This is a genomic window from Amycolatopsis sp. NPDC114504 (genome assembly GCF_055633595.1).
Window position 1 is genome coordinate 852,145 of the sequence record NZ_JBVKDU010000005.1, and the last position, 15,089, is coordinate 867,233.

Genomic DNA, 15,089 nt, shown 5'->3' on the forward strand with positions numbered 1-15,089 from the left:
AGAAGTACCAGTCGGAGGTGCGGTGCGAACAGACCCCGGAGGGATCGCTCTCACGCGACGCCCGCCACACACGGGCCGCGCCCTCGGTCTCTTGGCCGCCTTCGGCGTCCTCGTTCTCCTGTGCCTGCTGAGCATCTGGCTCGGGTCCAAGGAGATCTCGTTCGGCGCCGTCTGGCAGGTGCTGTGGCACGACGACGGCTCCGCGGACGCCGTGATCATCCACAGTGTGCGGATGCCGCGGACGCTGCTCGCGGTGCTGGTGGGTGCCGGGCTCGGGCTCGCCGGCACGGTCATGCAGGCGCTGACCCGCAATCCCCTCGCCGACCCGGGCCTGCTCGGCGTCAGCGCCGGGGCCGCGTTCGCGATCGTGTTCTCGATCACCGTGCTGGGCATCAGCTCGCTCTACGGCTACATCTGGTTCGCCTTCGCCGGCGCGCTCCTCGCCACGGCCGTCGTCTACTACCTCGGCACGCGCGGGCGCGCGGGGTCGAGCCCGGTCAAGCTCGCGCTCGCCGGCGCCGCCGTCACGGCTCTGCTGTCGTCGTTCACCAGCGCGATGGTGCTGTCGGATCCGGTGGCGCTCAACCGTTACCGCTTCTGGTCGGCGGGCTCGCTGTCCGGTGTGGACGCGAACGCGTTGCTGCAGGTGCTGCCGTTCCTCGTCGTCGGGGTGGTGCTGGCGATCGCGAGCGGCCCGGCGCTCAACAGCCTCGCCCTCGGTGACGATGTCGCGATCGCACTCGGCCGGAAGCTGGGGCCGCTGCGCCTGCGCGGCGCACTGGCGATCACGCTGCTGACCGGCGCCGCCGTCGCCGTCGCCGGGCCGATCGTGTTCCTCGGCCTGATCGTCCCGCACGCGGTGCGGTTCCTGATCGGCCCGGACCACCGCTGGTTGCTGCCCTACACCGCGATTCTCGCGCCGTGCCTGCTGCTCGCCGCGGACATCCTCGGCCGGATCATGGCGCGCCCGAGCGAGATCCGCGCCGGCGTGATCGTCGCGTTCCTCGGCGCGCCGTTCTTCATCTACCTGGTCCGCCGCCGCAAGCTCGTGGAGTCCTGACATGAGCCTGCTGCAGATCCGGACCGACCGCGTCACCTTCCGCGCCGGCGCGGTGTCGGGCCGCCTCCGGCCGCGGCTGCTGCTCGTCTCGGTGATCCTCGCCGTGCTCGTGTTCGTGCTCTTCTGCGTGGGCATGACGATCGGCGACGTCCCGATGACCGTGTCCGACGTGCTGTCCGGCCTGTTCGGCGGCGGCGACACCGGGAACGGCTACATCGTGCAGGAGCTGCGGCTGCCCCGGGCGCTGACCGGGCTGCTGGCCGGGCTCGCGTTCGGCGCGTCGGGCGCGGTGTTCCAGACGATCACCCGCAACCCGCTGGCCAGCCCGGACATGATCGGCATCAACGCGGGCGCGGCGACGTTCGTCGTCGCCGGGATCGCGTTCGGCTTCGGTGGCGGGCTCGGCACCACCACGCTCGGCCTCCTCGGCGGCCTGCTCACGGCGCTGCTGGTCTACGCGCTGGCGTGGCGGCGCGGCACCACCGGGTACCGGATCCTGCTGGTGGGCATCGGCATCTTCGCGATGTGCACCAGCCTCACCGACTACCTGCTGAGCAAGGCGCAGATCACCGAGGCGCAGGCGGCGATCGGCTGGCTGGTCGGCAACCTCGCCAACCGCGGCTGGGAGCACGTCGTCCCGTTGTTCTTCGCGCTCCTCGTGCTGTTCCCGGTGGTGCTGGCGCTGTCCCGGTGGATGCAGACGCTGCTGCTCGGCGACGACGTGGCGGCCGGGCTCGGCACGCCGGTGCAGCCGGTCCGGCTGGGCCTGCTGTTGGCCGGCGCCGGCCTGGTCGCGTTCGCGACGGCGTCGGCGGGCCCGATCTCGTTCGTCGCACTGACTTCGCCGCAGATCGCGCAGCGGCTCGCCAAGCTGTCCTCGCCGCCGATCACGGCGTCCGCGCTCACCGGCGCGGTCGTGGTGCTGGGCAGCGACATCATCGCGCGTTCGCTGACGGCGTCGGCGCTCCCGGTCGGCATCGTGACCGGCGTGCTCGGCGCCCCGCTGCTGCTCTGGCTGCTGGCCAGGGCCAACCGATCCGGCTCCGGAGGCTGACCCATGACACCATCCCTGCGTGTGCAGGACCTCCGCGTCGCCTACGACGACCGGGTCGTCATCGACGGCCTCGACCTCGACATCCCACCGGAGCAGATCACCGCGATCGTCGGGCCGAACGCGTGCGGGAAGTCGACGCTGCTGCGCACCCTCGCACGGCTGCTGACGCCGAAGTCCGGCGGGGTGTTCCTGGACGGCCGCTCGATCCACGACCTGCCGACCCGCCAGGTCGCCCAGCGCCTCGGGATCCTGCCGCAGTCCCCGGTGGCGCCCGAGGGCATGACGGTGGCAGACCTCGTCGGCCGCGGCCGAGCCCCCCACCAGAGCTGGTGGCGCCAGTGGTCCACATCGGACGAAGGCGCGGTCGCGTCGGCACTGGAGGCGACGTCCATGACGGACCTGGCGGACCGCCCGGTGGACGAGCTGTCCGGCGGCCAGCGCCAGCGAGCGTGGATCGCGATGGCGGTCGCGCAGGGCACACCGGTGCTCCTGCTGGACGAGCCGACGACGTACCTCGACCTGGCCCACCAGATCGACGTGCTCGACCTGGTGGTCGACCTCAACCGCACCGAGGGCCGCACGGTGGTCATGGTCCTGCACGACCTGCCGCAGGCGTGCCGCTACGCCGACCACGTGATCGCGATGAAGTCCGGGCGGATCGTGGCATCGGGCAAGCCGGTCGAGGTCATCACGGAGGAGCTGGTGGACGAGGTGTTCGACGTCCGCTGCCAGGTGACCCCGGACCCGGTGAGCGGGACCCCGATGGTGATCCCGATCAGCCGTCACCACCCGGCGCCGGTCGACTAGCGCTATCCTGGGCGTGGCCCGCCTCGTGCCGTTCCGAGGTCCGTCCGGCCACCACCCCATCTAGGAGCTGACCTGTGTTCGTGCTGCCCGAAATCACCACCGGATCCGAGCGTCACCTGCTGGAGGCGTCGATGGACCGCCAGCGCCGCGCCGTCGCCGACACCGCGCGCGGCCTGTCCGAAACCGACGTCCGGCGGCGCCTGGTCACGTCCATGACCACGCCGATCGGCCTGGTCAAGCACGCCGCGATGGCCGAACGCCGCTGGTTCCAGCTCCTCCTGCTCAGCCTCGACGAGTCCGAGTGCGACGGGCCCACGACCCCGGGCGACGCCAGTTTCGTCGTCACCGAAGGCGAAACCCTCGCCGACGTGATCGCCGAGTTCGAGCGGGCGAGCGCTCGCTCACGCGAGATCGCGGCCCGCTTCGAACTCGACGACACCTGGACGCACGACGTCCTCGGCGAGGTCAACCTCCGGTTCGTCTACCTGCTCCTGATCGAGGACTTCGCCCGGCACGCCGGCCACAGCGACATCCTCCGGGAGCAGCTCACCGCGCGCTGACGGCGTACTCCCCCTCGGGCGCCGCGACGACTCGGCGGTCCACAATGGACTGCAGGATCTCCCCCACCCGCACCGCGGTGTTCGACAGCAGCGACGACGTGATCCCGTGCGTGTGCTCGGTGCCGCCCTGCAGGTAGATCCCGCCGCGCAGGGGCGGCTCCGTCGTGAGCCGGTAGTCGCGCTCGACACGCAGGCGGCCTTCGTCGTCGCGCAGGCACCGCGGGCCGAGCTCGCCCAGCAGCGGCGTCGGGTCCGCGGGCCGGTAGCCGGTGGCGTATACGACCGCGTCGGCCTCCAGCACCGTCCGCGCACCCGTCGTCAGGGACTCGATGGTCACCGTTCCCGCGTCGGTCACGTCGACCGGGCGCGAGACGTTGAACAGCCGCAACCGCTCCACGCCCAGCACCTTCTCGCGGTACATCCGGCGGTACAGCTCGTCGATCAGGTCGATGTCGACGGCCGAGTAGTTCGTCGCGCCGTGGTAGCGCATCAGGCGGTCCTTGACGGGCTCGCCCGCGCGGTAGAACTGGTCGACGGCGTCGGGGTCGAAGATCCGGTTGGCGAACGAGCTGTCGTCGGCCGGGCTGTAGCCGTAGCGCGCGAACACCGCGCACACCTCGGCGCGCGGGAACTCGTCGTGCAGCAGCGCCGCGACCTCCGCGGCGCTCTGCCCGGCGCCGACCACGACGAACCGCTTCGGATCGGCGTCACGCAAGGCGTCCACGCGGAACAGCAGCTCGCTGTTGTGCCAGATCCGGTCGCCGGCGGTGACGCCGTCGGGCAGCTGGGGCCGCAAACCCGTGCCCACCACCAGGTTCCGGGCGCGCAGCGACGAACCGTCCGAAGCCTCGACGTCGAAGTACGCGACCTCGTCACCGTCGTGGACCGGCTTCACCGCGACGACCTCGGTGCCGTAGGAGACGACGTCGTCGACCTTCGCGGCCGCCCACTCGAAGTAGTCGTGGAACTCGACGCGCAGCGGGAACAGGTTCTTGTGGTTGATGAAGTCGACGAGCCGGTCGGCCGCGTGCAGGTAGTTGAGGAAGCTGAACTCGCTGGTCGGGTTGCGCATGGTGACCAGGTCCTTGAGGAACGAGACCTGCATCGTCGCGGTGTCGATCAGCATCCCGCGGTGCCAGCCGAAGCGCGGCTGCCGCTCGAGGAAGTGCGCGGTCACCGGCTCCCCCGGGCCCGCGTTGTGCTCGGCGAGAGCGATGGCGAGGGCCAGGTTCGACGGGCCGAAGCCCACCCCGACGACGTCGTAGATCGGGATCTGTTCGCCGGCCTCTGCAGTCATGTTGCTCCCTTGCGCGCTCCGGTACCGTTCAGGGAACCCTAACCTAAGTAAGGCGAGCCTCGCCTAGTACGTTCGTGGTGATGTTCGTCCCCCGATCACGAAAGGGCACTCTCGAATGCGCGTGGCGATGTTCGGCTACCAGACCTGGGGGCACCGGACCCTCCAGGCGCTCATCGACGCCGGTCACGAGGTCGCTCTCGTGGTCACGCACCCGAAGAGCGACCACGCCTACGAGCGGATCTGGGCCGACTCGGTCGCCGACCTCGCGGAGGCCAACGGCATCCGCGTCCTGCTTCGCAACCGCCCGGACGACGCCGAGCTGCTGGCCGAGCTGAAGGCGGCGGAGCTCGACCTGATCGTGGCGAACAACTGGCGCACGTGGCTGCCGCCGGAGATCTTCGAGCTCCCCCGCCACGGCACCCTGAACATCCACGACTCGCTCCTGCCGTCCTACGCGGGCTTCTCGCCGCTGATCTGGGCGATGATCAACGGCGAGCCGGAGGTCGGCGTCACCGCCCACATGATGGACGGCGAGCTCGACGCGGGCGACATCGTCCTGCAGCGCGCGATCCCGGTCGGCCCGGCCGACACGACGACGGACCTGTTCCACCGCACGGTCGACCTGATCGCGCCGATCACGGCGGAGGCGATCTCGAAGATCGAGACGGGCTACACGCCGGTGCCGCAGGACCGGGCGAAGGCCAGCTTCTTCCACAAGCGCGCGGCCCGGGACAGCCTCGTCGACTGGACGTCGTCGCCGGCGGACATCGAGCGGTTCGTGCGCGCACTGTCCGACCCGTACCCGAACGCGTTCACCTACCACCGGGGCGAGCAGCTGCGGATCCTCCGCGCGTCGGTGTCCCGCGGCCACTACGGTGGCACGCCGGGCCGCATCTTCATCCGCGAGGGCGAGGGCGTGGTGATCGTGGCCGGGCCGGACGCGCGTCGCGGACAGTCGCCAGGGCTGCTGGTGGAGCGGGTCCGCACGGCGGACGGCACGGACCTGCCCGCGGCCGACTACTTCAAGACCATGGGCGGGTACCTCACCGACCGGCCCTGACCGATCAGCGGGACACCCCTTGGCGCCCGGTCACCCCGGCGCCAGGATGGCCCGCATGGCCGGGATCTGCTTCCTCGAAGACCACCGCGCGTGGGTGCTCACCACCGCGTCGAGCACCTACGCCCTGCGGCTCGACGAGGACAACGTCCCGACTCACGTCCATTGGGGCCCGAAGCTGCCCGCCGAGGACGTCCCCGAGCTCATCGGGAAAACCCTTCCCTGGTGGGACGGCTTCAACGACCCCAACGAAGGCCTCGACGAACTCGCCGCTGACGGCGGGACCAAGTACTGGACCCCCGCTCTGCAACTCCGCTTCGCCGACGGCACCCGCGCGCTCGAATGGCGTTACGCCACCCACGAGATCGACCACGACCACCTGAAGATCCGCTTCACCGACCGCTACTACCCCCTCCGGATCACCCTCCACTACCGCTTGAAGGGTCCCGTCCTCGAACGGTGGACCGAGCTGGCCGCCGACACCGACGTCGAGGTGGTCCGGGCCGACTCCGCGACCTGGGTGCTGCCCGTCCGGGACGACTACCGGCTCAGCCACGTCACCGGCCGGTGGGCCGCGGAAACCCAGCTCCACCGCACCCCGGCGCCCCACGGTGAGACGACGTTCGCGAGCCGGCGCGGGATCACCGGGCACCACGCCAACCCGTGGGTCATGGTCGACGACGGCACCGCGACCGAGCGCCACGGCGAGGTCCACGGCGTCGCCCTCGCGTGGAGCGGGTCCTGGCGCCTGACCGCCACCCGCTCGTCCACCGGCCGGCTGACCGTCAGCGGCGGCTTCGGCCAGGACGGCGTCGTGCACCGCGTCGGGCCGGGCAAGCCGCTGACGACGCCGGTCGCCGCCGGGCTCTACACCGACGGCGGGTTCGGTGCCGCCAGCCGCGCCTGGCACGCCTACGTCCGGGACCACGTCCTCCCCCACCCGGACGAACTGCGTCCGGTGCTCTACAACTCCTGGGAGGCAACGGGTTTCGACGTCTCCGAGAAGGGACAGCGCCTGCTCGCCGAGCGCGCCGCCGCACTCGGCGTCGAACTGTTCGTCATGGACGACGGCTGGTTCGGCGCACGGACCGGCGACCACGCCGGGCTCGGCGACTGGTACGTCAACCGCGACCGCTTCCCCGACGGCCTCGAGCCCCTCGTCGACGCCGTGCACGGGCTAGGCATGCGGTTCGGCCTCTGGGTCGAGCCCGAGATGGTCAACCCCGCCAGCGACCTCTACCGCGCGCACCCGGACTGGGTCCTGCAGCACCCGCACCGGCGCCGGTCGGAACTGCGCAACCAGCTCGTCCTCAACTTCGCCCGGCCCGATGTCGCCGCCTGGGCGCACGACTGGCTCGACCGGCTCGTCGGCGACCACGGCGTCGACTTCCTCAAGTGGGACATGAACCGCCCGTTCAGCGAAGCGGGCTGGCCGGGCGACGCGGACCCGGACCGCCTGTGGGTCGAGCACACCCTGGCCGTCTACGCGCTCATGGACCGCCTCCGAGCGGACCACCCGGGCCTGCGCATCGAGGCGTGCGCCGGCGGCGGTGGCCGAATCGACCTCGGCGTGCTCGCGCGCGCCGACCAGGTGTGGACGTCGGACAACACCGACGCCCTCGACCGCCTGCGGATCCAGCACGGCTACGGCCAGCTCTACCCTGCCCGCGCGATGTCCGCGTGGGTCACCGACAACCCCGGCTTCGTCACGGGCCGCTCGGTGCCCCTGCGGTTCCGGTTCCACGTCGCCATGGCCGGCGTGCTCGGCATCGGCGGCGACATCGCACGCTGGCCGGACGACGACCTCGCGCTCGCCCACGAGCTGATCGCGCTCTACCAGGACATCCGGCCCGTGGTCCAGCACGGCGCGCTGTACCGGCTGCGGCCGCCGGTCGACGACGGGGTCACGGCGTTCCAGTACGTCCACGAGGATCGGGTGGTCGTCTTCGCCTACCGGCAGGCCGCGCACTTCAACGCGCCGGAGCGCCCGCTGCGGCTCGACGGCCTCGATCCCACTGACCGGTACCTCGATTCGGAGTCCGGAACCTCGTACCGCGGCGCCGTGCTGCTCGCCCACGGGCTGCCCCTCGGCCTGCCGACCGGCGACTTCGCGAGCAGAGTCGTCCAATTGCGTCGAAAGATCTGATCTCTCGACGGATCAACGCGGGATTCGATGGGGTTCGACGCTTGACACCGTGTCAGAGGTCCGATCAAATGCGTCGTACATCACATATGGTGGGTGGCATGTGGGAGGAACGATGAGACGGTCCCTGGCGCTCGGAGCGGCAGTGCTCCTGGCTGTGAGCGGATGCTCGGTCGGCGCGAACACCGGCGGGAGCGGAAGCGCGGAAATCACGTTCCTGACCTTCGAAACGCCGAACCTCACGCCGGCCTACTGGGACGCCGCCATCAAGCGCGTCACCGACAAGAACCCGGGGATCAAGGTCAAGAAGCTCGTCGCCCCGACCGCCGACGGGCGGACGTCGTACGCGAAGCAGCTTCTGCAGTCGGGCCAGTTCCCGGACGTGATGATCGCCGTCGACTCGGCGGGGTTCGCCGAGGCGGGCAACCTCTACGCGTGGACGCCCGACGAGCTCAAGGACTTCCAGTTCCCCGACGCGAACCCGGTGCGGGGCAAGTACTTCCAGCTGCCGGCGAACACCCAGACCATCCCGCCGGTCTACTACAACAAGAAGCTGTTCGCCGACGCGGGCATCACCACGACCCCGAAGACCTGGGCCGAGCTGGAAACCGATGCCGGCAAGCTGAAGGACAAGGGCATCGCGCCGTTCACCATCGGCGGCGGCAAGGACGGCTTCCCGTCGTCGATGATCCTTTCCGGGCTGGTCAGCACCGAGGTGTACAACACGATCCCGGACTGGCTGACCCAGCGCCGTCAGGACAAGGTCAAGTTCGCCGATCCCACGTTCCAGAAAGCGTTTTCGAAGCTTGCCGACCTCGCCACGAAGGGGTACGTGGACAAGACGAGCGTGTCGCGCGACTACGCGGCCACCGAGCAGGCCTTCCTCGACGGCAAGAGCGCGATGTACCCGATGGGCAACTGGTTCGCCGCCAACGCCGACACCAAGAAGCACGACTTCGAGGTCGGCGTCTTCAACTTCCCGACCGAGGACGGCAAGCTCGTCGTCCCGGCCTACACCGGCGGCGGCATGATCGTGAACGCCAAGGCGGCCAACCTCGACGCCGCCAAGAAGTTCGCCCTCGGCTTCCAGCTCGACAAGGACCAGCTCGACGCGTCAGTCAAGGCCGACGGCCTGTTCCCCGCGATCAAGGGCTACACCCCGCCGGCGGACGTCGGGCCGACCTTCAAGGCCGGCTACGACCTCTACACCGAGGCGGTGCAGCAGAAAGCCGTCGTGCACGCGTTCCGCTGGGAGACCGCCGACGACGGCCTGCTGCCCGGCATGAAGGACAAGGTCGACCAGGCCGCGCAGGACGTGATCACCGGCCGCAAGTCCGTGGCCGACGCGTGCGCGTTCCTGGACACCGAGTGGGCGAAGGCGGGCTGACGCACTTGACCGCCGTCGTCAGTCCCCCCGCTCCTCCCTCGTCCCGGCGCAGACCGGCCCGCCCCAAGCGGCGCAAGCCGATCCTGCCGCGGGTGTGGCACTTCGCGTCGTTCGGCGCGCCGGGCGTGCTGGTCTACCTGTGTTTCGTGATGGCGCCGATCCTGATCAGCTTCGGATACAGCCTTACCAATTACAACCCGTTCAACCCGCCGGTGAAGTTCGTCGGCTTCGACAACTACCGGCTGCTCTTCACCGACGAACAGTTCCTCACGGCGCTGAAGGTCACCACGATCCTGACGCTGATCGTGGTGATCGTGCCGAACGTGCTGGGCCTGGGCGTCGCGCTGCTGCTGGATCGGAAAGGCTGGCTCTACAACGCTTTGCGCAGCGTGTTCTTCACGCCGGTGATCCTCAGCTCGGTCGTCGTCTCGATCGTCTGGTCGCGCCTGCTCGACGACCAGGGTCCGCTCAACAACCTGCTGCGGGCGGTCGGGATCGAGCACCCGCCCGGCTGGCTTTCGGATCCCGACGTGGCGTTGTACTCGGTCGCGTCGATCGTGTGCTGGCAGATGCTCGGGTTCTGCGTCGTCGTCTACCTCGCGGGGTTGCAGGGGGTTCCCACCGAGCTGCTGGAGGCCGCCGAGATCGACGGCGCCGGCCCGCTGCGGCGGTTCCGCGCTGTGACGTGGCCGCTGCTCGCGCCGTCGCTGACAATCAACACGGTGGTACTGCTCATCTCGGCGTTCAAGACCTACGACTACGTCAAGGTGATCACCAACGGCGGCCCGGGCTCCGGCGCCACCGCGACGATCGCGTTCGACGTGCTGCAGACCGGCTTCGACTCGAACCACGTCGGCTACGCGTCCGCGATGGCCGTGTTGATGCTGGTGATCGTCGCGGTCGTGACGACGGTCGTGCTGAACTTCCTGCGTCGCCGGGAGGTGGACCTGTGACCCGCTCCTGGCTACGGCCGTCGGTCGCACTGGTCGTCAGCGCGGTGTTCTTCGTACCGTTGTATTTGGTGCTGGCCAACGTGATCAAGCACGGCGACCGGATCGCCGCGGAGCCGGCGTCGCTCCCGCTGCCGCCGACGCTGGCCAACATCCACGCGGTGCTGACCCGCCCGGACGGCCTATTCTGGGTCAGCTTGACCAACAGCGTCGTCGTCACGACGTTGTCGATCCTGGTGCTGACGGTGCTGTCGGCCATGCTCGGCCACTACCTGGCGCGGTCGGGCAAGCGGTGGACGAAGGTCCTGACGCTGGTGCTGCTGGCCGGGCTGATGATCCCGCCGCAGGTGATCCTGATCCCGATCACGGACGTCCTGCGGGTGACGCACCTGATGGCGACGCTGCAGGGGCTGATCCTGTTCAACGTCGGGTACTACGTGCCGTTCGGGGTCTTCGTGTTCAGCGGGTTCATCCGGAGCGTGCCGGTGGAGCTGGAGGAGGCGGCGTTGCTGGACGGAGCGAGCCGCATGCAGGTGTTCTGGCGGGTGGTGTTCCCTCTGTTGCGCCCGGCGACGGCATCGGTGCTGATCTTCCTGGGCGTGTGGATCTGGAACGACTTCATCGACCCGCTGATCATCCTCGGCCCCAGCCAGGGCACGACGATCACGACGGGTATTTATCGCTCGATCGGCCAGTACCAGGCTGACTTGGGCAGCGTGTTCGCGCTGATGTTCTTGGCGACGTTGCCGGTGCTGATCTTCTACTTGGCGCTGCAGAAGCAGTTCGTCAAGGGCTTGACCGGCGGCGCGACGAAGGGGTGAGCGGCGGTCACCTTCGAGAGCATGGCTCACACGTGGTGGCGAGCAGCGCTCCCACCCGAGAGCACCGCTCTCCCGCGGCGGCGAACAGCGCTCGACTTCGAGAGCACCGCTCACCCGCAACGGCAGACGACGCTCGGTTCCCGAGAGCACCACTCACCGCAACAGCAGGCGACGCTCGGTCCCGAGAGCACCGCTCAACCGCGACAGGAAACGGCGCCAGACTCCGAGAGCACCGCTCACCCGTAGCGGCGGGCACTGCTCTCACCCGAGAGCACCGCTCCGTCAAGCTCTATACCGCGTTCAGAACCCGAGAGCACCGCTCTTCCCACGACGGCAGCGGCGCTCAGTTTCGAGAGCACCGCTCACCAGCTGCAGAGAGCAGCGCCCGGCTTCGAGAGCACCGCTCACCCGCGATGGCGAGCGCCGATCAGGTTAGAGAGCACTGCTCACCGACCCCGCAACCGACACCGCCAGCGGTCAAAGCTCCCGAACCTTCCCCCCATCAACCTCAAACCGCCGAGTGACATGCACAGCGTCAAGCATCCGACGGTCGTGAGTCACCAGCAAAAGCGTGCCCGGGTACCTATCCAACGCCGCCTCAAGCTGCTCGATCGCCGGCAGGTCCAGATGGTTCGTCGGCTCATCCAGCACCAACAGATTCACCCCACGAGCCTGCAGCAACGCCAACCCAGCACGCGTGCGCTCCCCCGGCGACAGCGTCGCAGCGGAGCGCAGCACGTGCGCCGCCTTGAGACCGAACTTGGCCAGCAGCGTCCGAACTTCGGCGTCGGGCAGCTCCGGCACCTCCCGGGCGAACGCCGTAGCCAGCGGCACGTCCCCAAGAAACAGCCGCCGCGCCTGGTCGACCTCGCCGACCACCACACCCGGGCCGAGCGCCGCGTCGCCGTCGGACAACGGCAGCTGACCGAGGAGTGCCGCCAGCAGCGTCGACTTGCCGGAGCCGTTCGCGCCGGTGATGGCGACCTTGTCCGCCCAGTCGATCTGCAGGTCGACCGGCCCCAGCGTGAACCCGCCGCGCCGGACTACCGCGCCGCGCAGGGTCGAGACCACCGCGCCCGCCCTAGGGGCCGCCGCGATCTCCATCCGCAGCTCCCACTCCTTGCGCGGCTCCTCGACGACGTCCAGGCGCTCGATCATCCGGTCGGTCTGCCGGGCCTTCGACGCCTGCTTCTCGGTGGCCTCGCTGCGGAACTTGCGGCCGATCTTGTCGTTGTCGGGCGCCTTGCGGCGGGCGTTCTTGACGCCCTTCTCCATCCACCCGCGCTGCATCCGCCCGCGCGCCTCCAGTGACGCCTTCGTGTCGGCGTACTCGTCGTACTCCTCACGCGCGTGCCGGCGCGCGACCTCGCGCTCTTCCAGGTAGGCCTCGTAGCCACCGCCGTAGACGTTGACCTGCTGCTGCGCCAGGTCCAGCTCGACGACGCGGTCGACGGTCCGGGCCAGGAACTCGCGGTCGTGACTGACCAGGACGGTCGCCGACCGGAGCCCGGACACGAACCGCTCCAGCCGGGCCAGCCCGTCCAGGTCGAGGTCGTTGGTCGGCTCGTCGAGCAGGAAGACGTCGTAGCGGCTCAGCAGCAGCGACGCGAGCCCGGCGCGCGCGGCCTGCCCGCCCGAGAGCGACGTCATCGGCTGATCCAGGTCGACGGCGAGCCCGAGGTCGGCGGCCACTTCGGCCGCGCGGTCGTCGAGGTCCGCGCCACCCAGGTCGAGCCACCGGTCCAGTGCCACGGCGTACTGGTCGTCCGCACCCACCGAGCCTGCGGTCAGCGCCGACGTCGCCGCGTCGAGGTCCGCCTGCGCCGCCGACACGCCGGTGCGCCGGGCCAGGAACGCCCGCACCGACTCTCCTTCGCGCCGCTCGGGCTCCTGGGGCAGGTGCCCGACGGTCGCGGTCGGCGGGTTCAGCCGGATCTCGCCGTCGTCGGGTTTCGCGAGCCCGGCCAGCGTCCGCAGGAGCGTCGACTTGCCGGCGCCGTTGACGCCGACCAGGCCGACGACGTCGCCGGGGGCGACCACGAGATCGAGGCCGGAGAAGAGGATGCGGTCACCGTGGCCCGCGGCCAGGTCCTTCGCGACGAGAGTTGCGCTCATGAGGTGGTCAAGTCTACGGGGCCGTGCTGAACTGTCAGATCATGGTCAAACGCACCGACTGTGTGTGTCCGGTGGCGCTTTGATCACTCAGTGTGGGTAACCTGTTCGGTTGTCGCTACCCCCGCGCAGTGAGGTGAAAGAGCATGGGCGAATCCGCTCCCCCGGTCACCATCGGCCGCAGGCCGAAACCGAGGGAAGGCCGCTCGTCCGCGCCCCGGCCCACGGTGAGCCGGCGGCGCGAGGTCAGCCACGCCAGCGCGCGGTCGCTGCTGATGACCGTGCTCGGCGAGTACACGCTGCCGCGCGACAAGCCGGTCTGGACGTCGATGCTGGTCGAGGTGCTCGGCATCCTCGACATCGAGGAGAAGTCGGCGCGCCAGGCGCTGGCCCGCTCCGCCGCCGAGGGCTGGATGGTCTCCGAGCGCGTCGGGCGCCGGGTGCGCTGGTCGCTGACGCCGCCGGGGCGTCGCCTCCTGACCGAGGGCGCCGAGCGGATCTACGCGTTCGGCCGCGAAGAGCGTCCCTGGAACGGCCAGTGGCTGATGCTCATCGTCTCCGTGCCGGAAGCCAAGCGCGACCTGCGGCACCGGCTGCGCACGCGGCTGACCTGGGCGGGCTTCGGCTCGCCGGTCGCCGGGGTGTGGGTCAGCCCGGACCTGAGCCGCCAGCGGGAGGCCCAGCAGATCGTCAGCGAGCTCGGTCTCGACGCGCAGGCGATGTCGTTCACCGCCACCTACGGCGAGGTCGGCGAGCAGGAGACCATGGTCGCCCGCTCCTGGGACCTCACCGAGCTGAAGGACCGCTACGAGGACTTCATCGACCGGTTCACCGGCCTGCACCCCACCGGCGGCCGGGCCGTGCTGCGGGCGCAGACCGAGCTGGTGCACGAGTGGCGGCGGTTCCCGTTCCTCGACCCGCAGCTGCCCGCCGAGCTCCTGCCGGCGAAGTGGAGCGGGACGAAAGCGGCGGAGCTGTTCCATCACAAACACGTCGACTGGCGCCCGGAGGCCCAGCAGTATTGGGACGACATCGTCGCCGCCGAAGAAGCAGGGTGAACATGACCGACCAGGTCCGCCTCGACCGTGACGGCGGGCTCGCCGTCCTGACCATCGACGCCCCGCCGTTGAACCTGTACACGGCCTCCCTGCAGGACTCACTTTCGTCGGCGATCGACGAGCTGGAAAAGGACCCTGCACGGGCGCTGCTGATCCGCGCCGAGGGCAAGGTCGTCAGCGGCGGCGTGGACGTCTCCCTGTTCGACGCCCAGGGCTCGCCCGCCGAGGCGAAGGTGCTCTTCGACGCGATGCTCGCGGTGCCGGACAGGATCGCGGCACTGCCGTTCCCGACGGTGTTCGCCGCCCACGGACTGTGCCTGACCTGGGCGTTCGAGGTGGCCGTGGCGTGCGATCTGATCCTCGCCGCGGCGCGCGCGAAGTTCGGGCTGGTCGAGAAGGTCGTCGGGCTGACGCCGACCATGGGCGGCACCCAGCGGCTCGCCGCGCGCGCCGGCGTCGGCCGCGCCAAGGAGTTCGTGATGACCGGCGACACCTACGACGCCGCGACGCTCGAACGCTGGAACGTCGTCAACCGCGTCCTGCCCGACGAAGGGTTCGACGACGCGGCCCGGGCCTTCGCCGCGCGGCTGGCCTCAGGCCCGACCCGGGCCCACGCGGCGACCAAGCGCGTCCTCGACCACTTCGCCGCCGGTGGTGTCCCGGAGGCGAACGCGAACATCACGTCGATCGCCGCCGAGCTGTTCGAAACCGAGGATCTCCGCAATGCCGTGAAGTCGTTCCTCGCCGACGGGCCCGGGAAGGCGACCTTCACGGGGCGGTGAA

Annotated in this window: 13 protein-coding genes; 11 read left to right on the top strand and 2 right to left on the bottom strand. The window is 70.0% G+C overall.

All coding sequences use genetic code 11. The features are described 5' to 3' along the window. Positions 1-22 precede the first annotated feature (22 nt). From ACZ7PG_RS40025 to ACZ7PG_RS40040, 4 genes are all read left to right on the top strand, one after another. Positions 23-1,060 (top strand): FecCD family ABC transporter permease, encoded by a 1,038-nt coding sequence (locus tag ACZ7PG_RS40025; RefSeq protein ID WP_470244399.1) that lies wholly within the window; start codon positions 23-25, stop codon positions 1,058-1,060. Between the two features lies 1 nt (position 1,061). Beyond that, the gene (locus ACZ7PG_RS40030; protein WP_470244400.1) at positions 1,062-2,114 is read left to right on the top strand and encodes a FecCD family ABC transporter permease; all 1,053 of its coding nucleotides are present in this window, start codon (positions 1,062-1,064) and stop codon (positions 2,112-2,114) included. A gap of 3 nt (positions 2,115-2,117) precedes the next feature. Further along, positions 2,118-2,921, top strand: coding sequence for an ABC transporter ATP-binding protein (locus tag ACZ7PG_RS40035; protein WP_470244401.1), 804 nt, complete (start codon positions 2,118-2,120; stop codon positions 2,919-2,921). A gap of 74 nt (positions 2,922-2,995) precedes the next feature. Then, positions 2,996-3,481 carry a DinB family protein gene (locus tag ACZ7PG_RS40040; RefSeq protein ID WP_470244402.1) on the top strand — a complete coding sequence of 162 codons (486 nt, stop codon included), beginning with the start codon at positions 2,996-2,998 and terminating at the stop codon, positions 3,479-3,481. On the opposite strand, the gene ACZ7PG_RS40045 is transcribed toward ACZ7PG_RS40040, so the two are convergent. After that, a complete protein-coding gene (locus ACZ7PG_RS40045) occupies positions 3,468-4,778 on the bottom strand; it encodes a lysine N(6)-hydroxylase/L-ornithine N(5)-oxygenase family protein (RefSeq protein WP_470244403.1) in 1,311 nt (436 codons plus the stop codon). The two genes, ACZ7PG_RS40040 and ACZ7PG_RS40045, sit on opposite strands and share 14 nt — an antisense overlap. Positions 4,779-4,893: 115 nt before the next feature. Between ACZ7PG_RS40045 and ACZ7PG_RS40050 the strand changes: the two genes are divergently transcribed. The 5 genes from ACZ7PG_RS40050 (at position 4,894) to ACZ7PG_RS40070 (ending at position 11,136) form a co-directional block, all read left to right on the top strand. Continuing rightward, complete coding sequence (locus ACZ7PG_RS40050; RefSeq protein WP_470244404.1) at positions 4,894-5,838, top strand: methionyl-tRNA formyltransferase; 945 nt, start codon at positions 4,894-4,896, stop codon at positions 5,836-5,838. A gap of 55 nt (positions 5,839-5,893) precedes the next feature. Continuing rightward, on the top strand, positions 5,894-7,981 hold the full coding sequence (locus tag ACZ7PG_RS40055) for an alpha-galactosidase (RefSeq protein WP_470244405.1): 2,088 nt from the start codon (positions 5,894-5,896) through the stop codon (positions 7,979-7,981). 112 nt (positions 7,982-8,093) lie between these two features. Next, positions 8,094-9,365: an extracellular solute-binding protein gene (locus ACZ7PG_RS40060; protein WP_470244406.1), complete on the top strand. Its 1,272-nt coding sequence runs from the start codon at positions 8,094-8,096 to the stop codon at positions 9,363-9,365. Further along, positions 9,347-10,318, top strand: coding sequence for a carbohydrate ABC transporter permease (locus ACZ7PG_RS40065; protein WP_470244407.1), 972 nt, complete (start codon positions 9,347-9,349; stop codon positions 10,316-10,318). Before ACZ7PG_RS40060 ends, ACZ7PG_RS40065 begins: the two co-directional genes overlap by 19 nt. After that, on the top strand, positions 10,315-11,136 hold the full coding sequence (locus ACZ7PG_RS40070) for a carbohydrate ABC transporter permease (RefSeq protein WP_470244408.1): 822 nt from the start codon (positions 10,315-10,317) through the stop codon (positions 11,134-11,136). Before ACZ7PG_RS40065 ends, ACZ7PG_RS40070 begins: the two co-directional genes overlap by 4 nt. Before the next feature lie 477 nt (positions 11,137-11,613). Here the strand turns inward: ACZ7PG_RS40070 and ACZ7PG_RS40075 are convergent, their stop codons facing one another. Further along, positions 11,614-13,251 carry an ABC-F family ATP-binding cassette domain-containing protein gene (locus ACZ7PG_RS40075; RefSeq protein WP_470244409.1) on the bottom strand — a complete coding sequence of 546 codons (1,638 nt, stop codon included), beginning with the start codon at positions 13,249-13,251 and terminating at the stop codon, positions 11,614-11,616. Positions 13,252-13,394: 143 nt separating this feature from the next. Between ACZ7PG_RS40075 and ACZ7PG_RS40080 the strand changes: the two genes are divergently transcribed. Both ACZ7PG_RS40080 and ACZ7PG_RS40085 read left to right on the top strand, forming a co-directional pair. After that, a complete protein-coding gene (locus ACZ7PG_RS40080; protein WP_470244410.1) occupies positions 13,395-14,306 on the top strand; it encodes a PaaX family transcriptional regulator in 912 nt (303 codons plus the stop codon). 2 nt (positions 14,307-14,308) lie between these two features. After that, positions 14,309-15,088 carry an enoyl-CoA hydratase/isomerase family protein gene (locus ACZ7PG_RS40085; RefSeq protein ID WP_470244411.1) on the top strand — a complete coding sequence of 260 codons (780 nt, stop codon included), beginning with the start codon at positions 14,309-14,311 and terminating at the stop codon, positions 15,086-15,088. Position 15,089: the final 1 nt, after the last annotated feature.